Source organism: Clostridiaceae bacterium HFYG-1003 (assembly GCA_024579835.1).
GTDB lineage: Bacteria > Bacillota > Clostridia > Clostridiales > Clostridiaceae > JG1575.
Map to the genome: position 1 here is coordinate 2,743,618 of CP102060.1, position 24,390 is coordinate 2,768,007.

The following is a 24,390-nucleotide window of genomic DNA, read 5'->3' on the forward strand; positions in this document are numbered from 1 at the left end:
TATTTACAAAACATGGTATTATTTGAGATATGTGAAATTAACCTAATTTACTAATCAAAAGAATACGCTTAAGGAAGGTTTAATGGAATGAAACATCGTAAATCACTTGTCACCCTGGCCATCATACTCGGGATCTCACAGTTCGCTGTACTCTCCGCGCCTCAGTCAGCGCCAACGGATCCTGGTTCAGTCATTCAGACAAACTCAGTCAAGACTGCTCTTCCCGCGGGTCAGTCACAGACAAACGCCCCGATGATGGCTCCGGTCGCCAGAACTCAGGAAGTCCCGTCCCTGCCGGATACCGGTGCGATCTACCAGACCACGGGTTCTGTAAATTTCCGGACCGGGCCCTCCACCTCTTACTCCGTCATACGTAAATTGTCCGCCGGCACAAAGGTGGAACTGATATCCAAATACAGTTCCACCTGGTATAAAGTAAGCGTCAATGGAACCGTCGGCTATCTTTCCGCCAGTTATCTGAAAGCAGCAACAACCTCAGCACTGCCGACAACAGCTTCTGTCTATGTAACCACTGGATCGGTCAACTTCCGGACCGGGCCTTCCACTGCCTATTCTGTCATCCGCAAACTATCCGCCGGCACCTCCGCCACACTAATTTCCAAATACAGCTCCACCTGGTACAAAGTGAGCGTCAATGGCACCGTTGGCTATCTTTCTGCTTCCTATCTGAAACTCGCCAGTGAGTCCACCGGTACGACCAGCGTTCCGGTGCACAGCATCGGTTACCTGGGAGGGCTGCACAAAAAAATCGCCGATCTGCGGCCTTACTTTGATCCGTCCTGGGGCGAACATAACTATATGAGCGGATCCACCCTGCAGACTTACTTGGACAAAGGACTTCTGGTAACCTGGGGTCCGGCTCTGTACAACTACGACAACAAGACCACAATGATCCTGGGTCATGGTTCGGGGGTTTTCAACTATATGATCAATGTCAAGACAGGTTCCCTGGTATCGGTCTCTGATCTGAACGGGAAGGTCAGAACCTACAAGATCATCGATGTGAAAAGCAATCCCAATAATGATTTCTATCTCAAGTTCAATAACGGGGTCAGTCTCATCGATATCTACTACAACGGCGGCAAGGAAGAAGGCATCTGCCTCCAGATGTGCCAGAATTCCATCAACACCCATTATTACGGCGTGCCGGTCAACTAAGCTCTTTTTGCGCAAAGCCGAAATCCTCGAATAGCTTTCGAATCGCATGGTGCCTGATGAGCATCGGATGAAGTAAAAAGACCGTCGAATCGATCACCTGAAGCAGGCGGTCGATTCGACGGTCTTTGTCATTGTTCGCTCCAATGTTCCACCGGAAGGTCAGATTACTCTGCACAAAGTGGCTGAAATAAGCTCTGCAAACCACCTGCCGCCTGACTTCATATCCCGGCTGCCTGACTTCATGCCTTGTTTTGCAGAGACTGATTTCGTGTCAAGGAGATCTTCAGATGAACACGATCTTTTGTCCCGGAGAATGCTAGTTCTTTGTCAGGACATAGCTGCTGTCGTCCTCTATTTTTTCAGATTCTTAACATCCGATCCATCGAGATTCATGATCCGGTAGGCTCCGGTGGAGTTGTCAAAGAAAAGAATCTGATCGTCCAGGAAGTGTACCCAGGTGAAATCTCCCGGACCGATGAGCCGTTCGCGTTTGCTTCCGTCCAGCTTTGCCCGGTAGAGCCCGGCTGCCTCCATCCCGTTGTAATAATAGACATGGCCTTTGTAAACTCCGATTAAAGTCAGGGTATCCTCGCTCAGAATTTTTTCTTTTCCGGTTCCGTCGAGATTCAAGCGATAGATCCCCGCCGGGTCGGATTTGATTTTTCCCATCCAGTCTTCATCGGGCGCATAGAACATCGAGCCTTCGCCGACGGTCATGTGCTGGACGATTCCCTTCAGCAGCATTTCTTCCTCGCTGCCGTCGGTCTTCGTCCGATAAATATCCTTAACGCCCCAGTTGTCCTCTCGGGGATGAGACCAGTAGACCCAGTCTCCCTCCAGGGCTAGAAGAATGGCCTGCCCTTTGTTTAGAACTGTCAATTCAGTGCCGTCGGTCTGGATCTTCCAGATCTGATTTTCTTGATCCCGGTCGGTAAAGTAAATCCACCCGTCCCGCACAATCATTCCGGAAACACTGCTGTCATGGATGACTCCATAGGAAGTCCCGTCGATTTTCATGCGGGCAATGCTGCTATAGGCATCACCATCAATAAAGTAGAGCCAGTCTCCGACCAGATTCAAATATCTCACGCTCTTGGGAGCAAGCACGCTCCGCTGGGAACCATCCCGCTTCATCCTGAACAGACTGCTTTCCGGCGATGTAACATCAATGCCGTAAATCCAGTCTCCCTGAGAGACGAACATTGATCGATACTTCTGATTGGCGTTCAGGGAACCCAGTCCTTCCACCACCGGAGTTCCAGGGGGATCTGGTTGAACCATCTTCAGCGCATAGGCTTTTTCCATTAAATTGGAGCCATCCGCCTTGATGCGATACAATCGACCGCTCCGATGAAGCACATAAATCCAGGACTCGGTAATCTGAACTCCTTGGACTGGATAAGTCAGCAGTTCTCTGACCTTAGAGCCATCCAAGCTGCTTGTTATAAGGTTTCCGGTTTTCTGATCAATGAAATACAAAGTATCTCCATCGATGGTGTAATCGATGATGGGTCCCGCAACGATTTTACTGCTCTGGGCTTTATCGTATGGTATGCGGAACAGGCTGCCTGCGTCATCCGCATAATACAACCAGCCGCGATCGGCCATCAGATTTCGTCCGGCCGGTCTAACCAGAACTGAATCTTCAGACCCATCCAGCCTCATCTTATGGATTTCCAGCACTTGTTCCCCCTGATTCATGACGCTCGTCAGATAGAAAATCCATTCCTCATCGATATTGGCCATCCAGGTCGGCGAGTCATTTACTTTCGTGAGAGTCTTCCCATCCAAATCCATTCGATAGAGGCGATCTCCATCCTCGGCATTCGTAAAGTAGATCCCGTCATCCAGGATGACGCAGGTTCCAAGGACATTCACCTGGACCGGGCTGATCTTTGTCAGATTCGTCCCGTCCTGATTCATCCGGAATAGCGATCCGCCCATCTCTACGCCTTCCTCATCCATTGCGACATAATAGACCGCCTCACCAACGAGACTGATATGCATGACGTGCACCGCTTCAAAGGATGTCACCTGCGAGCCTGATTTGATCATGCGGCTCAGCCGATATTCCGGCAATTGGGAGAACCATACCCACTCGTCGTTTTCAGCATACAATCCGCTGTTCGAATAGTTTCGGTTGAGATTTCCCATGTTGTGAACTGTCGTTCCAGGAGTAGTGGAAGTGGGGCTCGTCCCTGGCTGGGTGCTCGGAATGGTCGCCGGCTGGGTGCCCGGAACGGTCGCCGGCCGGGTTGATCCGGAGATTACCGGCTGAGTACCTCCGATCGTTGAAACAGGAGTTCCCTGACAGGCTGTGAGCAGCAGTATGCTTCCCATCATCCCGACCAGGAGGCATTTCATCCGTTTCATGATCTTCATCTCCTCATTTGATATGGACATAACCAAGCGTTTACAAACATTAAGTGCAAACCACAAGATGCATATGTTTTCGTATGGTGTATTTTTTCACCTTAAGCTTACACCTTGCGAAAAGTACTTTCCACCATGATCCTACTCATTCAGGCATTGCCATGTCCTATTTTCACCTATGCTCCCACGGAAGCATGGATCAGATAACAGTGTTCATCCCTGTGAAATCTGCAGGAATTCTCTCCTCTGACGGTCCACAGAAGTCTGATTGAATCTGATTCCAGGCAGATTTCCCTCCGGCGAACTCCCTTTTATTTCCTTCTTGGGACGAGATGTGAACCAGCGCCAGCTGATCCTCGGTGATCTGATTCAGACCGGGTTATCTCACCTTGTATTCTGGTTCACTTTATCGATGAAACGGGCAATAGCCGTTGCAGCGCCTCTGGGATCCTCGCAGTAAAGCAAATGCCCGGCGTCCTTCAGTACAACCAGCCGAGACCCGGGGATCACTTTCGCCAGCTCCTCCTGACTGCTTCTGGTGAGAAGTCTGTCCTGGTCTCCCCTGATAATCAGGGTAGGCGAACTGATTTTGCTTAACCCCCCTGGGAATGCCTCCTTCATCATGCCCTCCATCGTATCCCGCCATACCCTTGCCGGCACTTTCAGATTTTCCCTCAGTAACATCTCCTGGAAATCTTGGGCAATCGGCTTTGACAGAGTGCTCAATAAGAAGCGTTCTGCGAAATCCCTTTCCACCGGATCTGTCAATTTTGAAAGGGTGGACTCCCATACCTCCTGAGCTGCCGGATTACCCTGAAGGGTTGCCGGAGCTCCCAGAAGAATCAGGGCCAGGGTGCGATCCGGGTGACTGAGTGCAAAACTTCTGGCTGGAAAACCTCCGCTGGAAGCCCCCAGAATAACCGCTTTCTCAAGATTCAAGGCATCCATGGCCATCTCCAAATCCCCTTGAAAATCCCCGGTGTCATATCCTGAGTCCGGCCGGCTTGAATCCCCATGGCCTCTTTGCGACAGGGCAAACGCATGGATTGACTGGGGCAGATCCTGCATGAGGAGTTCAAAGATATGCCAGGAGTCGCCTAGTCCATGGAGCAGAATCATCGGGACGCCTTCCGATGACCCCCTCTCAAAGCAGGAAATCTTTACTTTATTGGGAAGTTCAATGCTGACAGCAGAATCAATCATGACTCGTTCCTCCTTTTTAAGTTCAGCTTTTGCATATTCCAGGTAGTATACTAATTACCTTGATAACACCGGAATAGGTTTCCTGTGCTGATCGAAACAGTCGCCGGAGATTTTTACTTTACAATCATTTGATCCTAGGTATCCTACAATAGGATTTACTTCCGGTTTCATGAATCCTCTGATTATTTCCCAAGCTGACGACAGCCCGCTGAATTCAGTACTACAGTCCGCCTCAACTTGTTTTATCCTTAGAACTTGGTTGAAAGTTGATTTGAATCATAGTTTACCGGGCAGAGTTCGACTAGAATAGAATCAGAAGATCGGATATCAGAGACAGGCCTATTCCTTCGGTTCACGCGGAAAAGCCGCTCTGATAAAAATACAGGTAATAAAGGAAGGAATAAAAAATGATGACATTCGCACAAGCAAAAAAACGGAATCTGGACAAGCTCAAGCTTTTTGTACCGGTGGTCGCCCGGGTTCACGGGGAACATCACCCTGAATTCCATGAAGTTCGGAAAGTATACGATGAGATGATCGCAAAAATCAATCAATCTGATTCGGAAGCCCCGGATCTTGAGTCTGAATTCAGCCGCCTGAGGGAACTCACGGACCGCTATACCGTTCCCGGTGATGTCTGTGAGAGCTATGAAGCGGTCTATGTCATGCTGTCCGAGCTGGATGAAGCTTATCACGGATAAAGCGGGACTCCTCTTCTTTGCATCTGCCGGGAAGAGGAACTTTTTTGAAGTGGAGTCAATGAAGACATCGCCTGGAGAAGGAAAGGAGTTGCGCTTATGCAGCGGTATATTCTAAAACACAAAAATCAAATCACATGGCTCAGCGGGATTCTGATCGCGATCGGGTTCCTGGCTGAATGGCTCTTTCATCAGGAAATCGTCCTGGTCTGGGCGCTGATCATCGCATCCCTCATCGGAGTGGCTCCCATTGCAATCCAGGCTTATCAGGCATTGCGAGTCAAGGTGGTCAGCATCGATGTCCTGGTTACCATCGCTGTGGCCGGTGCCTTTGTCATCCGTAACTTTGAGGAATCTGCCATCGTAACCTTTCTCTTCCTGTTCGGAGCATACCTGGAGCAGCGGACGCTGAATAAAACCAGATCCGCCATCCGTGAGCTGACGGAAATGGCTCCGGAGAGCGCGCTGAAGCAAATGGAAAACGGCGAGTTCGAGGAAGTGGATGTGGATGAGGTCGATGTGGGCGATGTTCTCCTGGTCAAAACCGGAGCCAAGGTACCGGTGGACGGAACCGTGCAAAGCGGCGAAGCCAGCATCAACGAAGCCAGCATCACCGGAGAATCCCTTCCGGTCAGCAAGGAGAAGGGTTCCACCGTTTTTGCGGGAACCATCCTCGACAACGGCACCCTTCAGATCGTGGCTGACCGGGTGGGTGAAGATACCACCTTTGGCCGGATCATCGAACTGGTGGAAGAAGCCCAGGATTCCAAATCCGAAGCGGAACGGTTCATCGACCGCTTCTCGAAATACTATACCCCCGCGGTTCTGGTACTGGCGTTCATCGTCTGGCTCGCAACCAGAGATGTCGAGCTGGCCATCACCATTCTGGTCCTGGGCTGCCCCGGTGCTCTCGTCATTGGAGTCCCGGTATCCAATGTAGCAGGCATCGGCAACGGAGCCCGTCACGGCATTCTGCTCAAAGGCAGTGAAGTCATCGGTGACTTCAGCCGGGTGCAGACGATGGTCTTTGATAAGACCGGGACCCTCACCGTCGGCAATCCGACGGTGGCTGAAAAAGCCGGGTACGGTGAACCCGGCGAGTCCCTGGCCTATCTGGCCAGTGTCGAGTACGAATCCGACCACCCCCTGGCCAAGGCTGTCCTTCAGGAGATCGGGCCAATCAAGACTTATCCCGTAAGCAATACCGAAGTGTTCAAGGGCGGAGGCATTGTTGCCAGTGTCGACGGACACCGCGTGGCCGTTGGCAATGTCGCCCTGATGGAAAAAGAAGAAGTTGTTCTGAGCGAGCAGGTCCGGTCGGATATCCGGCGCTTCGAAGGGAATGGAAACTCCCTGGTGCTGACCGCAGTGGACGGCGAACTGAAGATCCTTATGGGAATCCGGGACCAGCTCCGGCCCGGAATCCGCGAAGACCTGGCCCGGCTGAAAAAACTGGGTGTGAAGAATCTGATCATGCTCTCCGGCGACAACCAGGGCACGGTGGATGCCGTAAGCCGCGATCTGGGACTGACCCGAGCCATCGGCAATCTCCTGCCGGAGGATAAGTCCAAGTATGTCCGCAATCTGATTGAAAAGGAACATCAGATTGTCGCCTTTGTCGGCGACGGCGTCAATGACAGCCCCTCCCTGGCTCTCGCCCAGATCGGCATCGCCATGGGCAGCGGTACGGATGTGGCCATCGAAACCTCGGATGTGGTATTAATGAACTCCGACTTTGGCCGTCTGCCCCATGCACTGGGACTGACCAAAGCCACCGCCCGGAACATGAAGCAGAACATCCTCATCGCGGTAGGCGTCGTCGTGTTGCTGCTGGCCGGCGTGCTGTTCAGTGAATGGGTCAGCATGTCCATCGGCATGCTCGTTCATGAGGCCAGCATCCTGGCTGTTATCCTCAACGGCATGCGGCTCATGCGCTATCAGCTGAACTAATCCGGACTGCTATCAATCTGACCAACTGAACGGACTCCCGCTTGAATCCAGATCCCGCTTGCATCCCCAGCCCATTTATCATAAAATTACATCAATTCGAAAGAGGAGAGAAAAAAATGAAATCTGCAACCATCCAGTTAGAAACTCTGACCTGCCCATCCTGTATGCTGAAAATTGAGGGTGCTCTGAAAACCCTGGACGGCATCGACCAGGACGCTACCAGTGTATCCTTCAACACCAGCAAGGCGAAGCTCAAGTTTGATGAAACCAAGCTGTCCATCGAAACCATCGAAGCTGCCATCCGCAAAGTCGGCTATGAAATCATTAGCTCTAAAGTGAAATAAGCTCTGCCCGAGCAGGATGGATATCATCTCACCCAACTCACTCCAAATCACTTTGAATCACTTTGAATCACTTTGAAAACAGGATCCCGAGACTGGCTTGATCTCAGGATCCTGTTTTTTACTGGTCACCAGTTTTTCATCTCATATCCGTTCTATTGGCTTAATTAGCTGATATCCTGTCCGATACCGGTTGATTTACCCGATATCGTTCCTGCCGGCGACCTATGAACTCCGGAGCTAAGTTGCTTTCTCCCGGACCCCGGATTCGTGTTCAATAACCCGTTTCTCGCTATCGCCTCATCAGGACCGAGTCATTGCCGTTTCACCCGCTAATCATCGTAATTTTTGAACTCCAGCTGCTTCACCGGCACAATGGAGTTGCCGTCCAGTTTTCCTTCAAACAGCTCATTGTTCCCCCGCCTGATCAGATAATACTCTTTCTTGCCCTCGGGCCGGGTGACGATATAGACATAATAGACTTCCAGTTTCCCGGTATCATCATTCGGAACGGTGATCGGCACGTCTGCATATACTTCACTTTTGGGGAACAGCTTACTCTGAACCATGTCATTGATTTGCTCGTGGGGAATGAGGTTGTGGCCTTGCACCGGAGTCATGGCAACGGCAGCCATCGGGTGCTCCGCTCCCCCGTATAGCCCGATCCTCGCCTCTTGTTCACTGTCCCACTCAGGGATCAGAAAGATGGCCTGAATGAGACTCTTTTTGCCTGGTTCCAGAATCATGCTGTCCTGGTAGTCTTCTTCCGGCAGCAGATCGCTTACCGGAGACGGCGGCTGATTGTCAGCCGTTTCAAGGACTGCGAACCGCCCTCCAATCCAGCCGCCATCGGGCAGCATCAGGCGGAGCTGTTCCTTCAGAATCACCGCTTCACTTGACTGATTGGTCAGTTCAAAGGCAGCACACAGCCACCGGTCGCCCGTGATCCGATCATTGAGGGGATCGCGATTTTCATCCGGCCTGGCCATTACATTGGACGTAAATGCCGACAGACACTTTGCGGTGAGCTGATCGAAGGGAATCGTTTCATTCAGCCCGTATGTTTCATAGGAGGTTTCCGTATTCTCTGAGGTCGGCGGCGTCATGAGGTAGTCTTTTCGGTTGGTCCCATCCGTGTTCATGATGGTTTCTTTCATGCTGAAGCTGGCAAAATCCATGGTCAGGTATACCATGATGTCCTCGTGGATGTTGAGCATTAATGGTCCTTCGTTATTGACTACGGTTGGCTCCGATCCGTCCAGCTTCATCTTTTTGAACTCAATCCCCATGGTTTCTGCCTTTGTATTGCCATAGTAGATCCAATCCCCGCTCACGTTCATGGCACTGACTTTATCCTCCGACAATTTGAGGGGACCCGTTCCGTCGAGTTTCATCCGCCAGATGTTGTTTGCTTCCTGGGTGATGTAATAAATGTGATCTCCTACCACCTGCAGGGAGATGAAGGACGCCTTCCCCAACTCGGTATCCTCGCTGCCATCCGGTTTCATCCGGTGAATGGTCTCTCCATCCGAATAGTAGATCCCTTCCTGCGTGATATTGAACTTTCCGGTTTTGGCGGATCCGACCGTCTGGGACGAGGTGCCATCCAGCTTCATTTTGTAGATTCTGGAGTACTCTTCGGTTTTTGTCTCGTCCGTCCGGTTAATGGAATAGATCCAGCCATCATACACCATCGTGTTCTGGGCAGCCTGTTCGCCCAGTTTCTGTTTTTCCGTACCGTCCGGCTTGATCCGGTAGATTTTATTGTCCTCTGCGCTGCAATAGACAATCCAGCCATCATAGTAATTAAGGCTGTAGCTTCCCTCCGGCGTGATCATGGCTTCCCCGGTGCGATCCTTTTTTATCTTGTACAGAGCATTCTTGGCTGAGATGTTGGTAAAGTAGATCCAGTCACCTTCTGTGACGGACAGACCGGCATTGTCGATGTTCTGGTTTGAATTGCCGAATTTGGTCTGCTCCTTCGGTTCCCCACTGCATCCGACGATCAGCAGGCTGAAGAGAACCAGAAGAACAGAGCAGGCTCTCATAGGTTTCCGTTTCATGGGAATCTCTCCTCATAATATAGATATTGAACAGAGCGTTTCATCAGAGGATCTACATACTGTGTGCACATTCCACGAAATATTGCTATAGAAAGGAAGCACGGGCGTAATGGTCGAAAAAAGCAAACCGAATCTTCATGTGGTTGGTTTTAAGTAAGTTCGTATTGGTACAAATACTTTCCGGAGTTTGGTTCCATTTCGGATACTTTTACACCTTTATATTACTCCTATTTCTTAGTCACTGCTATACGGGTCCCCTCTCTGGATAGATGCGGACTGGATTGCCTTGACTTAAGGAAGTCAGGTTCCGTGCCGTCCTTCTTCATCTTCCAGTTCGACCGGGTAAACCGATCCTCCATCCTTTCCGGAATAACCGTCATTCGTCCGAAGGGAAATCAAAGGAACTTAACAAACGGACAAACGACTCTTAATCGATTTTTTCCACCTTCCTTATACTGCTGTTGCTGAGTATCTTTTATCCTATGAGCGTTTTAGACTCTGATGCACTCCGGCACTCCGACAGTCCGGAAGATTGGGGCTGGCACTTCGTCCAAGCCAAATTTTACTGAATGAACGAAAAAACTACTTCGTGAAATAGTCAAAAGCAGAAAAAATCCTTGAGTTCTCCGCCCGCTGCGAAAGCTCAAGGATTTTTAATTCTGATTACGGTGTCATGGCTGTCATTCCGGTCTGATCGTGGATCAGTCGGCGAACGGGGCGAGCTTCGATGTATCCGCGAAAACCCTGGGGTTCGAGCTGGAAGCGGGGTGCTTCATCATCTGCCCAGGCATAGCCGTATACCGTGGGGTCATAGTTCTCCATGGCCAGCCAGATTTCCTGAATCCGCTCACCGAAGGTTTCGTCCTCATAGGGTTCTCCCTGAAAGACCATCATTGTGCAGGGTTTCAGATCAATGAGTTCATACCCCTCAGGCACAATGCCCGTATAGTCTGCCGGGACTTCAACGCCTTGCACATATCGGGACGTGCCGGGCCGGATCAGGGAATCCGGCAGCCACAAACCAACCGGTTCGTACAGAGCCTCCTTGACGCTGGTCAGCAGCCCCCAGACATCGCAGCCGACTTCCTCACAGTAGTCAAAATAATGTTCCGCTTTGATGCCGCGTTTCAGAATGAGTTTTCGGGCCGGCCGTTCCACGATCTGAACGAACACAGTCTGAACGGCAGCATTGTGATCCGATTTCATTTGTTTCACCTCATTTTCCAGGAATCGATAGTAGTCCGCAATCCCATGGGGCATGAACAGCCCGATGGGTTGGGGGTGAGCCTTATACCGGCTGGGCGTCACGCCGAAGGTCCGGCTGAAGGCTCTGGTAAAGCCCTCGTGGGAATCAAACACAAACTCCAGCGCGACATCCAGAACGCGCACGGGCTCATCCCGCAGCTTCAGTGCGGCCCGGCTGAGCCGAAGCGCCCGCAGATACTCAAAGGGTGATTTGCCCAGCTCCTCCCGGAAGATCCTGGCGGCATGCCAGGGAGAATACCCCGCCGCCCGGGCGAGCTGCTTCATCGTAATGGGAACCAATAAATGCTCCTCCATATAATCCTGCATCCGCTGTACCGCTTCCACTGTATCCCGGGATCCCATTCCCGTCACCTCTTTTCCCTGTGTCTGAGTTCATCATACCAATTCTGAAGTTCAATCTCTTGACTGTACGTGTGATTCCTGCTCCTGTTTCAATCCTATTTGACCATGCGCCGAATCAGGCATCCCTTCCGCTGGCCGGATCCGGGTTCAAGGCGATGAAATCCTTCGCACCTGCGAAGCGGGGCCGTTCGAGCAGCCTGCGATACCAGGGCAGTCCGCTGAGAAAAGCTTCCCGTCGCTCCCTGGTATAGCCGATCCGGATATGCGGGTAGTTGCGGCGCAGGAACTCCATCAGATCCAGCAGATCATCCTTGGTGCGCGAAACCCCGGACCAGTCCATATCGGTCGTATGCGGCAGACGAACGATCCGATGCCGCTGATCCTTCCGGATGATTTCCAGAAAAAAGTAATACATGGAACGGCCTGAACCATAGGAAGTGTAGATCCAGTCGATTTCGTTCAGATCCTCCACCAGAAAATGATCCGGCTGAATAATAAAGAGGTGGCTATCCTTCAGATGGGTTTCAATGGTTGGCCAGACCCAGTCCAGGTGCAGGTACAGATCCCTGGTGTCAAAGCCCGGCGGAAAGTTCTTCTTCAGGACGTCCAAAGAATCTCTGGTCACGACATATTTGTCTCCCTTCACAATGCCCAGGAACACTCCAGGGAGAAAGCTGAGAACCGCCAGCAAAGTCATCGTATCGGGTGCCTGCCAGACCGAGAGGATCAGAAAAGCCAGGGTCAGAATCAGCAGACTCCGCCCTATGATGGCTTGAATTTTCAGTTTCCGGGAAAATGCATAGAAAGATTTCAGGTAGACCATGGCTGCTCCTTTTGGTTCAATACAGCGCCCACCGGCGCATCCTTCATGGTATCTCTACTATTATTATAGTTGATCGCGTGGCTTGGTGATAAAGATCCGTGAGAATAGATCCAGTCCCGGTGACCGGAAAGGGTTCGATGTCTAAAATGTCCTGCTGAGGAAACAGAGAGCAAGTCAAGTATGAGCAGATTACATGTAATGGCAGAGAACCTGAAAGCCTGAGGGTCCGGGATCCGGAGATCCCGATTGAGGGTCGGGTTAGGGTCGTGTCAGCTTACGCGTGGAACAGACGGTGCAGGAATTGAAACTGAACTGACAGGTTTTCATCAACTGTTCTCTTGTACTCCTGAATTCGGAAACGGATAATAAAGGAGAAAAGCAGGCCGATTTCAAATTCGATTTAGGGGATCACTATGCAGGGCTGTGTTTGGTCTCTGACCTGGCCTGCCGGAACGAAATCTGATGGAAAGCAGGTGAATCTGATGAAGTATTCATTCCGTTATTATCGGGAATCTGATGACGCACAGGTCCGGGAACTGGTGCTGGCCAGTTATCAATGGTCGGTTCCGGCCTGGAGCATCAGCCGCCATGAATTCTGCCGGGGACTGCATCCGGCGTTTGTCGGAGCTCCCGGCAGCTGGCGCCACACCAACGGGCTCTGGTTTGAAGGGGAACATCTGGCGGCAGCGGTGGTCAGTGAGGGGAATTACGATGGCGGCGCGTTCCTCCTCTTTGACCGGGTCAGCCGAATGAATGACCGCGAACTTCTGGACCGGATGCTTTTCCATGCCGAAACCCACATTGCCCGCTTTGAATCAACCACGGGGGAACGGATTCTGGATCTGCACGTGCCGGTTCAGTGCCCCGTCCTGCGTGATTATGCCAGGGAACGAGGCTATGAGTTCAAAGGCATTCATGACCGTCAGAACATTCTGACCTTCCCGGAAGGACCGTTTGAAGTAGAATTGCCCGCGGGATTTCGAATCATTGATGGCACAACGGCCCCTGCCTTCTACCTGTCCAATGTCCACGCCTTTTCCTTTCAGTACGGCCTTCCCCACACGGAGACAGGAGAAGCCGCCTTCAACCATTTGAGGCAGATGCCGGACTATCGTCCGGAACTGGAACTGGTGGCACTGGATCCCGAGGGCAAGCCGGCTGGCATGGCGATCATCTGGTACCATGAGGCCATGCCCTACTGTGAGCTGGAACCGCTGGGAGTAGTCTGGTGGCACCGGCGCAAAGGGGTTGCAAAGGCTCTGCTTTGGGAAGCGGCCAATCGGGTGCGCAAGATCGGTCCGGCACGGGGAATGCTGGGCGGTGATCAGCCGTTTTATGAAACCTTGGGCTTTGTTCCGGAGGGGCAGGATGAATTCTGGCAGTGGCGCCGGAAGGTTCGCTGATTTCCTTGAACGGTATCAATCCTTGAGGCATTCGCCCTTTGATTCCATCTCGTCTTGATCCGATCTCCCATTCATTCTTTTGCCCCTGGGTTGGTCCCATTTCAATGCCCCGGCCGATCGCTGTGATCGGCCGGGGCATCAAGTTCTCCCCCCATTCGTCTCACTGGTTTACTGTTCCGGTTCTTCTTTGGGACAGGCCAGAAGCTCGGAGAGCATACCGATGAACCCGCGGCAGGCCGTCACCAGTTCCCGGATCTCGATGGATTCATCCCGGACATGGGCCAGACTCTCCAGCGAAGGTCCGAATCCGATGGTGGGGATCCCGGCTTCCCCGCAATAGTGACTGCCGTTGGTACAGAAGGAAAAGTGGGAAAGGGGTGCGTCAATTCCCACCTGACGCAGGCCTTTTCGGCACTTTTGGACAAGTTCACTGTCCTCCTCCATCAGCCAGGCGGGGAAATACCGCTGAGCCGCAATGGTTTCACCCGTCCAGCATGTGGCCTGACCTTGCTCGAGCCGGACCGTGGCCTTCAGCTCCGGAATCTGCTGCTTGACGGTTTCCAGAATTTTCCGGATCGGGCTTAAGATCGCTTCGGGATCCTCACCGGGGAGCGTCCGTCGGTCAAAGGTGGCCCGGCAGCGGGATGGGACGACAGATGCACCGGGATAAGGGAATGAAATCAGGTCGGTCAGTTCCAATATGCCCTTCCCCAGGATCGGATGGCTTGGCGGTGTGAGACCGCGAAGTGCCTGGATCGCACTGACCATATGATAAGCCGCATTGATGCCTTTTTCCGGGTTGGACGAGTGGCAGCTTTGGCCTTCCGCCTCAACAATGACTTCCGCCCGGCCCCTTTGTCCGATTTTCAGTGTGCCTGAGGTCGCTTCCCCGATGATGACCAGATCCGGACGGAGAACCCGGCTGACCTCCCGGGCCGCCACCCCTTCAAAGCATTCCTCATGGACCGTTCCGGCCACACATACACTGCCGCCAAACGCCCCGCCGGTGGACCGGTTAAACTCAGCGGCAGCGATGATCATGGCCGCCACGCTCCCCTTCATGTCCGAGGCCGCCCTGCCATAAATCCTGTTCTCCTCGATTTCAGCGCCGAAGGGATCATGAAGCCACTCGGCGGCATCGATGACGTCGACGTGGTCGATGTGGCCGTCCAGCAGGACCGTGGGACCGGGATACCGCCCTCTGATCCGGCCGATTACGCTGCCGTACCGGTCGATGACAACCTCATCAAATCCAAGTTCCTTCATCGTCCGTTCGATGGCCAGGGCAGCCTGCTGTTCCTGTCCTGACGGACTGGGAATCCGGATCAGTTCCTGAGCCAGTGAAATAAGGCGTTCTTCCATGGTATGCGTCTCTCCTTAATGAATGAAATTTTCAGAGCTGAGTCTCATTAGCAAATGAAGTTTTCAGAGCTGCTTCTGGTAAAAAATCGTCTGCGAAACAAGGGATCCCGGCGAGTGAAGAAGACTCCCGTTCCCATGGTGTCAGTTTCATTCTACTGGAGTCCGACGACAAATGGAACCTGGATCCGACAGAAGGGAAACGGAACGCCCTCCGAAGGGTTCTTCCAGCCCGGCATTCTGGGGCGAGCTCAAAACTGAGACGGGAAATTCAACTGACTGCCTGGCTGCTTCCGACCATTGGCAAGAACCGGGCGATGTGATTGACAGAGCGTTGGAGTTGGAGTATTTTAAACTTGTATTATTCAAATAAACAAAACAAAACCGAACTAAAATGGACTCAAATCAATGAAACAGGATCGGTTACGTTTTGGTCAATTCAACTGGAGGGATTTCGTATGAAACGTCTTAGCACCCTGTCTTTGCTCCTGGTTCTCGGTTTGTCCCTGACAGCCTGCAGCCCTGCCACTGTGTCAACCACCGGGGGATCGGTCCCGGCAAGCGGTCTGACGAGCACGCCTGCTTCCGGCACACTGCAGATTTCCGCCGCGGCCAGCCTGAGCGATGCCATGGAAGAGCTCAAGCCCCTGTTCCTGGCAAAGCACAGCGGTGCGGACATCAGCTTTAACTTCGGCAGCTCCGGAGCTCTGCAGCAGCAGATTGAACAGGGTGCTCCGGTTGATGTGTTTGTCAGCGCCGGTCAGAAGCAGATGACCGCCCTGTCTGACGCCGGTCTGATGGATCCATCTACGGTGAAGCCGCTTTTAAAGAATGAGGTTGTTTTGATTGCTCCCTGGTCCGCCGCTTCCCTGAAGGAGTTCAAGGATCTTGGCCAGGACAGCGTCAAAAAGATCGGCATCGGCGATCCCGACAGCGTGCCGGCCGGACAGTATGCCCGGGAAGTCCTGGTGAACCTGCAGCTGTTTGAGCCGCTCACACCGAAATTCGTGTTTGCCAAGGATGTCCGGGAAGTGCTTGCCTGGGTCGAAACCGAGGCGGTGGATTATGGCATCGTGTATGAAACAGATGCCAAAATCAGCAGCAAGGTCCAGATTGTCCTGAAAGCACCGGAAGGCAGCCACAAGGCCATCGTTTATCCGGCTGGCGCAGTCAAGGCGGCGAAGCAGCCGGATCTGGCCAAAGCCTTTGTGGATTTCCTGTTCACCGACGAAGCCAAAGCCGTTTTTGTTAAGTATGGCTTCACCCCTCAGTATTGATATAATAATAGAAACGAATTCTTCTCCGGGGCATCGCTTCGGACGCTGGATCAGAACCCGGAGGCTGCTCATGATGGAACTGGATTACTCCCCTTTGCTTATCTCGCTGAAAACCTCGCTGCTGGCGGTCATCATCACGGCCTGCCTCGGGGTGGCTGCCGCGCGCCTGGCCATGCGGTCGGGAAAAAGAGTCCAGTGGCTGCTGGATGTGTTCTTCACCTTTCCCCTGGTCCTGCCGCCGACCGTCATCGGCTTTCTGCTGCTGATCCTGTTTGGCCGGCACTCCTTCCTGGGAAAGATTCTGGCCGCTCTGGGCACAACGGTCATCTTCAGCTGGCCGGCCACCGTCATCGCCTCGGTGGTGGTGTCCTTTCCCCTGATGTATCGTGCCGCCAAAGGAGCCTTTGAACAGGTCGACCCCCACTACATCTGGGCCGCCCGGACTTTGGGACTGACCGAAACCCGGATCTTCTTCCGAATTCTGGTGCCCCTGGCCTGGCCCGGTCTGATCTCGGGCGCCATCCTGGCCTTTGCCCGGGCTCTGGGAGAATTCGGAGCAACCCTGATGATCGCCGGAAATATCCCGAAGGTGACCCAGACCATTCCCCTCGCCATTTATTTTGCCAATGCCGCCGGCAAGGATGAAATTGCCATTCGCTGGACCGGAATCATCCTGATCATCTCTCTGATCGTTCTGGGCATTCTGAACTATTTCAGCGCGCGGGAAAAAGATCGGACCCGGGGGAGGCGCTCATGAGTCTGTCGGCCCATTTCAAAAAAAATCTGGGCGAGTTTCGCCTGACCGTCGACCTGGACGTCGAGGATGAGCGGATCGGATTGCTGGGCATGTCCGGATCCGGCAAAAGCATGACGCTGCACTGCATCGCCGGGATCCTGACGCCGGATGAAGGCCGGATTGTCCTCAACGGAAAAACCCTGTATGATTCAGCTGCGGGAGTCAATCTTCCGACCCAGCAGCGCCGCATCGGCCTGATGTTTCAGAACTATGCGCTGTTCCCCCATCTGACGGTGGCGCAGAACATTACCCTGGGTCTGTCTGACCGCAGGGAAGCCAACCGCCGGGAACTGCTCGACCGCTATCTGGTACTGCTCCGGATCGAAGAACTGCGGGATCGTTACCCCTGGCAGCTCTCGGGCGGGCAGCAGCAGCGGGTGGCTTTGGCCCGGATGCTGGCCCGGGATCCGGAAATTCTGATGCTGGACGAGCCGTTCTCGGCACTGGACAGCCATCTGCGGGATCAGCTGGAACCGGAGTTCCTGACGATTCTGAAGGAGTATCAAGGCACGGTTCTGTATGTCTCCCACAGCATCCGCGAAATCTGGCGCTTCTGCCAGCACACCACCCTGGTGCATCAGGGCACCCTGGTCGAAATCGGTCCAACCCAGGCCATGTTCCGGCACCCCGCCTGGGTTGAAACAGCCCGCCTGACGGGTCATAAAAACATCTCGCCCATCCAGGTTCTGGATTCCCGGACGCTGGAAGCCCCCGCCTGGGGCATCCGGCTGACCACCGCCCGGGACATTCCATCCGGTGCCTGCCATGTCTCTCTGCCGGAACAGGCGCTTCAGCTTCTGGAGGCACCGGTTGAGGTCAACTGCTTCCCGGTCCGGCTGACGGAGAAGGAACCGGACCCCTTCACCGGGTCGATCCAGGTTGCCGCCGGCGATGCCCCGGGCTGTTCCCCCCTGTTCCTCCGACTGCCCCTCACCCCGGCTCAGATGCATCGATTCCGCGCTCCGGACCGGCCCCTGTATGTTCATATTGCACCGGAGCATATCCTGCTGCTGAAGGAAATCAATTCTCAAGGAGAACCGTAACATGATTCAGGATGTCCTCTATACTCCCGAAGAAATCGCCGACCGGCTGAAAATCACCAAATTTACCGTCTATGAAATGATCAAGCGGGGCGAGCTGTCCGCACACCGCCTGGGCCGCCACCTGCGGATCTCCGATGCCCAGTTTCAGCTCTACCTGATGAAGGCCAGAGGATATGACAATCTCTTTGCCGCCGAACTGATCCGGGAGGAAGGCGATTCCCTGGCGCTGGTTCAGGATGTCCGGATCTGGGTAAGCACTCCGCTGACGGGGCCCGGCCGGATTGCCATTTCCCCGGATGATGTCATCCTGAGCCTGAACCCGCTGAAATCAAGTGCCCGCAATGTGCTCCCGGGCATTGTCCGGTCGATTGAGCAGGAGGACGGAGAGGTTCGGATCCTCCTGGATGTCGGCTTCCCGCTGACCGCCCATATCACCCCGCGGTCCCTCCGTGAACTGGGCTTTGCGGTCGGCGATTCCCTGTATGCCGTCTTCAAAGCGCTGTCCGTACGAGTCTTTCGCTGAACCCAACCAGAAAACCCCTGCCCTTTCGGTGGAAAGGCGCAGGGGTTTTCTGGTTAAGTTTTCTGGTTGATTTTTATGGTTGGATTTTCTTCATGAAGTTTCTGAAGGGATTTGACGGTTCGGGGGGATCGGCGCATATCTGATGCTGCTTCACCGGTGGTGCCGGGATCTTAACCGGATTGCGCCTTGCCCCAAGCTAGGGCAGGAACACCTCAATGGCGCGGTCCAGAATGCCGGTGCCGTAGGCGAATACCATGCCGTAATTGGTAATGGGCACGCCGGCTTCGCGGCAGCGGCGCATCCGGTTGAGCATGGTCCGGCGATTGAACATGCACGAACCGCAGTGAACCACCAGGTCATACCGGGCCAGCTCCTCCGGAAAATCATTGCCCATGGCGTAGTCGAACCGGACCTCCCGGCCTAGTTTCTTCCGGATCAGTGCCGGAATCTTCACCCGGCCGATGTCCTCATGGGATACATTGTGGCTGCAGCTTTCCATGATGAGGATGCTGGGCTGTTCGATCTCCGACAGTTCACTCAGGCGCCGGATGCCCTCACGGAGTTCCCGCAGGTCACCCTTTTGCCGGGCCAGGGCGATGGAGAAGCTGGTGAGCTTCTGCTCCGGCGCAACCATGGCTTCCACCTGGTGGAAGACCTGGGAATCGGTTACAATCAGATCCACCGGCCCCAGTTCCGCCAGGGCGGCGGGCAACTCGGTCTCCCGCACCACCGTGGTACGGATGCCATGGTCGAGAAGATCACGCAGCACCTGCACCTGGGGCAGGATCAGCCGACCCTTGGGCGCTTCCGCGTCCAGGGGAATCACCAGGATGCAGCTTCCGCCCCGGGGGATGACGTCCCCCACCAGGGGTTCCTCTCCATCCGCCGGACCCAGGCGGCGACCCAGGGCATGGCGCAGCGTTTCGATGCTTTGGTCATCATGAATGGAGGTTGGTACAACCTCCCAGCCGGACCAGAGTGCCCTGGCAGCCTGCACCGCCGCGGTCAGTTCCGCTTCATCGGCTTCATCCGTTTTATGGATGGCCAGAACGGCCGGAATGTCCCGCCGGGCGATTTCTTCCCGCAGAGAGGCCAGCCGGGCGGGATTTTCCCTGATCTCCATAACGTACAGAATCAGGTCCGCCTGCTCCAGTGCCTGCCTGGTCTTGTGCATGCGCATCTCGCCCAGGCTGCTTTCATCCTCCATGCCGCCGGTATCAACCAGCACCACCGGTCCGTACGGGATCAGCTCCACGGCCTTGGCCACCGGATCGGTGGTGGTTCCGCTCTGAGCGGACACCAGACTGATCTCCTGGCCGATGAGCCGGTTCATCAGGGAAGACTTGCCGGCATTGGTTTTTCCGTATAATACGATATGTTTTCGATTGGCTTTGGGTGTTTCCACTTAGAGGCACCTGCTTTCCATCAGGACCGAAGCTTGCCGGGCTTTGGTCCGTCTTTATTTATTTATTCTTTCGTTTGGCTGTCCCGTGATTCCGCCCCGGGATCATTCGAGGACGGTCGCGGTATCATCCGAGGACGGGGCGCGGTATCATCCGAGAAATGCTCTCGGAATGATTTAAGGAAGGCGTCACGGGCGTCTAGAAGAACAGGTCGCGCTGTCCCTGACGGATTTTATCAAGGTTTTCCACGAGCTTCTCGCGGATCGCCGGGCGGGTCACCCGATCCATTTCCTGTTCTACCAGGGCGTCAACGGCACTGCGGAATTCCGCGTCGCCGTAGTCCAGGGCGTATTCCAGCAGGGTCATCAGCGCATTGGGCTGACAGACATTGTGGATTTCGCCGCTTTTGGCCAGGCTCATGAAGCGGTCCCCGGTCCGGCCGGTGCGGTAGCAGGCGGTGCAGTAGGAAGGGATGTGGCCTTCCAGAATGAGCTCCTTGAGCACATCCATGGGCTTGCGGTCATCGGCCACCTCAAACTGGCTCTCCTCTTTCCGGGCGTCGCTTTCCTTGTAGCCGCCGACGCCGGTACAGGATCCTGCGCTGATCTGGGATACGCCGTACTCGATGACCTCCCGGCGCATGGCATGGCTCTCCCGGGTGGACAGGATGATTCCGGTAAAGGGAACGGCCAGGCGCAGGATGGCGACGATTTTCCGGAACTGGTCATCGCTGACCAGGTGCGGGAACTCGGCCAGATCCATCCCCTTGGCCGGCTTGATTCGAGGCACGGAGATGGTGTGGAAGCCCACGCCATGGGTTTCTTCCAGATAGCTGTTGTGGAGCATCAGAGCCAGCACTTCGAACTTATAGTCATAGAGGCCGAACAGAACTCCCGCGCCCACATCGTCCAGGCCCGCTTCCATCGCTCGGTTGAAGGCGGTCAGGTGATAGTTGTAGTCGCGCTTGGGTCCGCCCAGATGCATGGCTTCGTAGGTGGGCTTGTGATAGGTTTCCTGGAACAGGATATAGGTTCCGATGCCGGCATCCTTGAGGCGGCGGTAGTTCTCCACCGTGGTGGACGCAATGTTGACGTTCACCCGGCGAATCGCGCCGTTATCACTGTGGGTGTCGTAGACTGCCTTGATGGCCTCCACCAGATAGTCCATGTCGCAGTTGACCGGATCCTCACCGGCCTCCAGCGCCAGCCGCTTGTGGCCCATCCGCTCCAGCAGCCGGACCTCTTCCTGTATCTCCGCCCGGGTCAGCTTGCGCCGCGGCATCTGGTTGGTCACCTTGTAGCCGCAGTACCGGCAGTTGTTGACGCAGTAGCTGCTCAAATAGAGCGGGGCAAAGATGACAATGCGGTTGCCGTAGATGTCATGCTTGATCTGGCTGGCAATCCGGAACACTTCAGCCATGACCTGCGGATCTTCCGTCTGCAGGAGCAGGGCGATATCCCGGTGGGTCAGCGTCTGCTTTTTGCCGGCTTTGGCCAGAACCTGGCGAATATCTTCCAACGTCGGATTCTGGGTTGAGTCCAGCAGGTCGTTAATATAGGCTTCATTGATAATCATTTTATTTTCCATGTGGCATGGTCCCCTCTGGAGAGGTCGGTCTGATAACCGGCGTCCTTGATTTTTTGTTCCAGTAACGTTTTTCCTTCGGCAGCCTCACTGCCGAAACTGACTTTTCCGTCATACAGCGAATAGCTGGCCCGAACCCCCGGCGGGGACAGATTGGGCATGATGACGTTGCAGCCGGCCTTGAGTCCCAGTTCCCGCCCGTCGTCAGCCACACTGGCCAGGGCGGTGGTAGCCGGGATGAGCGCCTGCGGCAGCAGCAGCCGGGTCAGTGACAGTAGGAGCAGCGTATCGGCCAGGCTTCCCGCCGGTTCCGCCTTGAATATCGTGTCATGGTGCGGCATAAACGGGCCGATGCCAACCATTTCAGCGTCCAGCTCCTTAACGAACAGCAGATCCTGGGCCAGGTCGGCCCTGGTCTGGCCCGGAATGCCGACCATGAAGCCGGCTCCCACCTGGTAGCCCAGCTCCTTCAGATCCCTCAGGCACTGGGTCCGTTCGTCGAAGTCAGAATTGGGATGGATTTTCTGATACAGATCCCGGTTCCTGGTTTCATGGCGCAGCAGGTATCGGTCAGCTCCGGCTTCACGCAGACGGCGGTAAGACTCGCGGCTGCGCTCTCCCAGCGACAGGGTGACGGCGGCATCCGGGAAATCCCGTCTGAGGGTCCGGATCAGCTCCGTCAGCACTTCGTCGGTAAAAGCGGGGTCTTCTCCCCCCTGCAGGACAAAGGTCCGAAAGCCCATTTCATAGCCGCCACGACAACTGGCCAGGATCTCCTCCTGGCTCAGTCGATAGCGGCGAATGTTGGGGTTAAGCCCATTGATTCCGCAATATTGGCAATGACGGATGCAGAAATTGGAGACTTCCACGAGTCCCCGCAGGAAGACCCGGTCGCCGTAAATCCGGCGACGGGTCGCATCCGCTTTTTGGGTCAGGTAGTCCCGGCTGGTCTCCTCGACATGCTCCAGAAGGTATTGGATTTCTTCCCCCGTCAGGGTATGGGATTCATCCAGACGATCAATCAGTTCAATGCAGCGGTTGATTTTGGTATGCATGGTCAGGTCTCCAGCGCTCGGGCTTAGTGCTTGTGTACGTGAATCAGGTGCTTGTTGTCGGCCAGAAGGTCTTCAAACATCTGAGTGACTTCCGGATTGTTCTCAGAGCTCTTGATCAGGGAGCCGCGGTCAATTTTGTACAGTCCGCTGGCGCGCTGAGCTCTTAAGTCATGATTGACCGGTGAAGGCTGTCCGCCGCCGGCAACGCAGCCGCCGGGGCAGGCCATAACTTCCACGAAGTGGTAGTTCTTTTCACCCGATTTAATCTGGCGGACCAGTTCATCGGCGTGCTTGAGTCCATGGACGACGGCCAGGCGAACTTCCAGTCCGTCCACATTGAAGGTGGCTTCCTTGATGTTTTCCAGACCGCGGACATCCTTGAAGATGACAGGCTTGGCATGCTGATCCGGCTTCTGGCTGAGCAGACGGGTAACCACCGCTTCGGTGACACCGCCGGTGGCGCCGAAGATCATACCGGCTCCGCTGGACAGTCCAAACGGCATATCGAAGGCTTCATCCTCCAGCTCGTCAAAGACGATGCCCATTTCTTTAATGGCGCTGGCCAGTTCCTGAGTGGTGAGAACGACATCGACATCCTTAATGCCTTCGGTCTCGAATTCCGGGCGGGCCGCCTCGGCTTTCTTGGCAGTACAGGGCATGATGGAGACAATGACGGTTTCCCGGCCGTCGGCCTGATCCTTGGCTTTGTAATACTCCTTGACCACAGCGCCGAACATCTGCTGCGGCGATTTGCAGGTGGAGATGTTGGACAAGAGGTCGGGATGCTTGTTTTCGGCAAATTTCACCCAGCCCGGGCAGCAGCTGGTAAAGAGCGGCAGGTTTTCCCCCTTGGTCAGGCGGTCCACAAACTCGGCGCTTTCCTCAATGACCGTCATGTCCGCGGCAAAGGCGGTGTCATAGACTTCGTCGACGCCCATGATCTTTAAGGCCGCGACGATTTTGCCAATGGTGATTTCTCCGCCATCCATTCCGAAACGTTCTCCCAGGGCGACCCGGACAGCCGGAGCGACCTGAGCGACTACGCGCTTCTTCTTATCTTCCAGCAGAGCCCAGAAGTTCTTGCGGTCATCCTTGACGGTAATGGCTCCGGTGGGGCAGACCACGCGGCACTGTCCGCAGTCCACGCAGTTGACCTCTCCAATGCCCTTGTTGAAGGCAGGGGTGATCAGCAGGTTGGATCCGCGATTGGCAAAGCTGATGGCACCGACTCCCTGGACTTCCTCGCAGACCCGGACACAGTCACCGCAGTAGATGCACTTGTTCGGGTTGCGGACGATGCTGTGGCTGGACCGGTCGATGGGCAGATTGCGGTCCAGTTCCTCAAACCGGATTTCTTCCAGGCCAACGCGGCGGGCCAGTTTCTGCAGGTCGCAGCGTCCCGTGATGTTGCAGGAGGTGCAGTCCCGGTCATGGTTGGACAGGAGCAGCTCCAGAATTGTCTTGCGGTACTTGCGCAGTTTCGGGGTCTGGGTATAAATGGTCATGCCCTCTTTGGGCAGGGTGGAGCAGGAGGTGAACACCTTTCCGCGCTCATCTTCCACGATGCACATCCGGCAGGCGCCGTAGATGCTCAGTTCTGAGTGGTAGCAGAAGGTCGGCAGATCAATGCCGGCTTTGCGCACTACTTCCAGCACGTTTTTCTCGCTGCTGAATTCTACTTTTCTGTTATCAATGATCATGCTTCCCAT

At 54.5% G+C, this 24,390-nt stretch carries 21 protein-coding genes; 10 read left to right on the top strand and 11 right to left on the bottom strand.

Annotation, left to right across the window (positions count from 1 at the left end):
• Positions 1 to 87: 87 nt before the first annotated feature.
• Positions 88 to 1,179, top strand: a complete 1,092-nt coding sequence (locus NQU17_12265) for an SH3 domain-containing protein (protein UUM11416.1) — start codon at positions 88 to 90, stop codon at positions 1,177 to 1,179.
• Here NQU17_12265 and NQU17_12270 read toward each other — a convergent pair.
• The 3 genes from NQU17_12270 to NQU17_12280 form a co-directional block, all read right to left on the bottom strand.
• The gene (locus tag NQU17_12270; GenBank protein ID UUM11417.1) at positions 1,172 to 1,354 is read right to left on the bottom strand and encodes a hypothetical protein; all 183 of its coding nucleotides are present in this window, start codon (positions 1,352 to 1,354) and stop codon (positions 1,172 to 1,174) included. The two genes, NQU17_12265 and NQU17_12270, sit on opposite strands and share 8 nt — an antisense overlap.
• Before the next feature lie 176 nt (positions 1,355 to 1,530).
• Positions 1,531 to 3,552 (bottom strand): DUF5050 domain-containing protein, encoded by a 2,022-nt coding sequence (locus tag NQU17_12275; GenBank protein UUM11418.1) that lies wholly within the window; start codon positions 3,550 to 3,552, stop codon positions 1,531 to 1,533.
• 384 nt (positions 3,553 to 3,936) lie between these two features.
• Positions 3,937 to 4,755 (bottom strand): alpha/beta hydrolase, encoded by an 819-nt coding sequence (locus tag NQU17_12280; GenBank protein ID UUM11419.1) that lies wholly within the window; start codon positions 4,753 to 4,755, stop codon positions 3,937 to 3,939.
• A gap of 407 nt (positions 4,756 to 5,162) precedes the next feature.
• Here NQU17_12280 and NQU17_12285 point away from each other — a divergent pair, with 407 nt between their 5' ends.
• The 3 genes from NQU17_12285 (at position 5,163) to NQU17_12295 (ending at position 7,747) form a co-directional block, all read left to right on the top strand.
• Entirely contained in the window at positions 5,163 to 5,456 is a 294-nt protein-coding gene (locus tag NQU17_12285) for an iron-sulfur cluster repair di-iron protein, ric (protein UUM11420.1), read from the top strand.
• Between the two features lie 96 nt (positions 5,457 to 5,552).
• On the top strand, positions 5,553 to 7,403 hold the full coding sequence (locus NQU17_12290; protein UUM11421.1) for a heavy metal translocating P-type ATPase: 1,851 nt from the start codon (positions 5,553 to 5,555) through the stop codon (positions 7,401 to 7,403).
• Between the two features lie 116 nt (positions 7,404 to 7,519).
• A complete protein-coding gene (locus NQU17_12295; GenBank protein ID UUM11422.1) occupies positions 7,520 to 7,747 on the top strand; it encodes a cation transporter in 228 nt (75 codons plus the stop codon).
• A gap of 329 nt (positions 7,748 to 8,076) precedes the next feature.
• On the opposite strand, the gene NQU17_12300 is transcribed toward NQU17_12295, so the two are convergent.
• The 3 genes from NQU17_12300 to NQU17_12310 all read right to left on the bottom strand — a co-directional run bounded on the left by NQU17_12300 (position 8,077) and on the right by NQU17_12310 (position 12,238).
• Complete coding sequence (locus tag NQU17_12300; GenBank protein UUM11423.1) at positions 8,077 to 9,807, bottom strand: DUF5050 domain-containing protein; 1,731 nt, start codon at positions 9,805 to 9,807, stop codon at positions 8,077 to 8,079.
• A 663-nt stretch (positions 9,808 to 10,470) separates the two neighbouring features.
• Positions 10,471 to 11,415 (bottom strand): AraC family transcriptional regulator, encoded by a 945-nt coding sequence (locus NQU17_12305; protein ID UUM11424.1) that lies wholly within the window; start codon positions 11,413 to 11,415, stop codon positions 10,471 to 10,473.
• A 115-nt stretch (positions 11,416 to 11,530) separates the two neighbouring features.
• Complete coding sequence (locus NQU17_12310) at positions 11,531 to 12,238, bottom strand: hypothetical protein (GenBank protein UUM11425.1); 708 nt, start codon at positions 12,236 to 12,238, stop codon at positions 11,531 to 11,533.
• Positions 12,239 to 12,720: 482 nt separating this feature from the next.
• Here NQU17_12310 and NQU17_12315 point away from each other — a divergent pair, with 482 nt between their 5' ends.
• Positions 12,721 to 13,641 carry a GNAT family N-acetyltransferase gene (locus NQU17_12315; protein UUM11426.1) on the top strand — a complete coding sequence of 307 codons (921 nt, stop codon included), beginning with the start codon at positions 12,721 to 12,723 and terminating at the stop codon, positions 13,639 to 13,641.
• Positions 13,642 to 13,809: 168 nt separating this feature from the next.
• Here NQU17_12315 and NQU17_12320 read toward each other — a convergent pair whose 3' ends face one another.
• Positions 13,810 to 15,003, bottom strand: coding sequence for a YgeY family selenium metabolism-linked hydrolase (locus NQU17_12320; protein UUM11427.1), 1,194 nt, complete (start codon positions 15,001 to 15,003; stop codon positions 13,810 to 13,812).
• A gap of 54 nt (positions 15,004 to 15,057) precedes the next feature.
• Between NQU17_12320 and NQU17_12325 the strand changes: the two genes are divergently transcribed.
• From NQU17_12325 to NQU17_12345, 5 genes are all read left to right on the top strand, one after another.
• Positions 15,058 to 15,261 (top strand): hypothetical protein, encoded by a 204-nt coding sequence (locus NQU17_12325; protein ID UUM11428.1) that lies wholly within the window; start codon positions 15,058 to 15,060, stop codon positions 15,259 to 15,261.
• A gap of 197 nt (positions 15,262 to 15,458) precedes the next feature.
• Positions 15,459 to 16,277 carry a molybdate ABC transporter substrate-binding protein gene (gene modA, locus NQU17_12330; GenBank protein ID UUM11429.1) on the top strand — a complete coding sequence of 273 codons (819 nt, stop codon included), beginning with the start codon at positions 15,459 to 15,461 and terminating at the stop codon, positions 16,275 to 16,277.
• Between the two features lie 73 nt (positions 16,278 to 16,350).
• A complete protein-coding gene (gene modB / locus NQU17_12335; GenBank protein ID UUM13511.1) occupies positions 16,351 to 17,034 on the top strand; it encodes a molybdate ABC transporter permease subunit in 684 nt (227 codons plus the stop codon).
• On the top strand, positions 17,031 to 18,116 hold the full coding sequence (locus tag NQU17_12340; GenBank protein ID UUM11430.1) for an ATP-binding cassette domain-containing protein: 1,086 nt from the start codon (positions 17,031 to 17,033) through the stop codon (positions 18,114 to 18,116). Before modB ends, NQU17_12340 begins: the two co-directional genes overlap by 4 nt.
• Before the next feature lies 1 nt (position 18,117).
• Positions 18,118 to 18,639 carry an excisionase family DNA-binding protein gene (locus NQU17_12345; protein ID UUM11431.1) on the top strand — a complete coding sequence of 174 codons (522 nt, stop codon included), beginning with the start codon at positions 18,118 to 18,120 and terminating at the stop codon, positions 18,637 to 18,639.
• A 196-nt stretch (positions 18,640 to 18,835) separates the two neighbouring features.
• Here NQU17_12345 and hydF read toward each other — a convergent pair whose 3' ends face one another.
• The 4 genes from hydF to NQU17_12365 all read right to left on the bottom strand — a co-directional run bounded on the left by hydF (position 18,836) and on the right by NQU17_12365 (position 24,390).
• Positions 18,836 to 20,044, bottom strand: a complete 1,209-nt coding sequence (gene hydF / locus NQU17_12350) for a [FeFe] hydrogenase H-cluster maturation GTPase HydF (GenBank protein ID UUM11432.1) — start codon at positions 20,042 to 20,044, stop codon at positions 18,836 to 18,838.
• Between the two features lie 196 nt (positions 20,045 to 20,240).
• Entirely contained in the window at positions 20,241 to 21,617 is a 1,377-nt protein-coding gene (gene hydG / locus NQU17_12355; GenBank protein ID UUM13512.1) for a [FeFe] hydrogenase H-cluster radical SAM maturase HydG, read from the bottom strand.
• Positions 21,614 to 22,681 carry a [FeFe] hydrogenase H-cluster radical SAM maturase HydE gene (hydE, locus tag NQU17_12360; GenBank protein ID UUM11433.1) on the bottom strand — a complete coding sequence of 356 codons (1,068 nt, stop codon included), beginning with the start codon at positions 22,679 to 22,681 and terminating at the stop codon, positions 21,614 to 21,616. Before hydE ends, hydG begins: the two co-directional genes overlap by 4 nt.
• Positions 22,682 to 22,704: 23 nt before the next feature.
• Positions 22,705 to 24,390: a [FeFe] hydrogenase, group A gene (locus NQU17_12365; protein UUM11434.1), complete on the bottom strand. Its 1,686-nt coding sequence runs from the start codon at positions 24,388 to 24,390 to the stop codon at positions 22,705 to 22,707.

Coding starts and splice junctions, on each gene's coding strand:
- NQU17_12265 (UUM11416.1), top strand. CDS start 88: ATGAAACATCGTAAATCACTTGTCACCCTGGCCATCATACTCGGGATC.
- NQU17_12365 (UUM11434.1), bottom strand. CDS start 24,390: ATGGGAAGCATGATCATTGATAACAGAAAAGTAGAATTCAGCAGCGAG.
- NQU17_12320 (UUM11427.1), bottom strand. CDS start 15,003: ATGGAAGAACGCCTTATTTCACTGGCTCAGGAACTGATCCGGATTCCC.
- NQU17_12305 (UUM11424.1), bottom strand. CDS start 11,415: ATGGGATCCCGGGATACAGTGGAAGCGGTACAGCGGATGCAGGATTAT.
- hydG (UUM13512.1), bottom strand. CDS start 21,617: ATGATTATCAATGAAGCCTATATTAACGACCTGCTGGACTCAACCCAG.
- NQU17_12275 (UUM11418.1), bottom strand. CDS start 3,552: ATGAAACGGATGAAATGCCTCCTGGTCGGGATGATGGGAAGCATACTG.
- NQU17_12285 (UUM11420.1), top strand. CDS start 5,163: ATGATGACATTCGCACAAGCAAAAAAACGGAATCTGGACAAGCTCAAG.
- NQU17_12295 (UUM11422.1), top strand. CDS start 7,520: ATGAAATCTGCAACCATCCAGTTAGAAACTCTGACCTGCCCATCCTGT.
- modA (UUM11429.1), top strand. CDS start 15,459: ATGAAACGTCTTAGCACCCTGTCTTTGCTCCTGGTTCTCGGTTTGTCC.
- NQU17_12345 (UUM11431.1), top strand. CDS start 18,118: ATGATTCAGGATGTCCTCTATACTCCCGAAGAAATCGCCGACCGGCTG.
- NQU17_12280 (UUM11419.1), bottom strand. CDS start 4,755: ATGATTGATTCTGCTGTCAGCATTGAACTTCCCAATAAAGTAAAGATT.
- NQU17_12340 (UUM11430.1), top strand. CDS start 17,031: ATGAGTCTGTCGGCCCATTTCAAAAAAAATCTGGGCGAGTTTCGCCTG.
- NQU17_12310 (UUM11425.1), bottom strand. CDS start 12,238: ATGGTCTACCTGAAATCTTTCTATGCATTTTCCCGGAAACTGAAAATT.
- hydE (UUM11433.1), bottom strand. CDS start 22,681: ATGCATACCAAAATCAACCGCTGCATTGAACTGATTGATCGTCTGGAT.
- modB (UUM13511.1), top strand. CDS start 16,351: ATGGAACTGGATTACTCCCCTTTGCTTATCTCGCTGAAAACCTCGCTG.
- NQU17_12290 (UUM11421.1), top strand. CDS start 5,553: ATGCAGCGGTATATTCTAAAACACAAAAATCAAATCACATGGCTCAGC.
- NQU17_12325 (UUM11428.1), top strand. CDS start 15,058: ATGAAGTTTTCAGAGCTGCTTCTGGTAAAAAATCGTCTGCGAAACAAG.
- NQU17_12300 (UUM11423.1), bottom strand. CDS start 9,807: ATGAAACGGAAACCTATGAGAGCCTGCTCTGTTCTTCTGGTTCTCTTC.
- NQU17_12315 (UUM11426.1), top strand. CDS start 12,721: ATGAAGTATTCATTCCGTTATTATCGGGAATCTGATGACGCACAGGTC.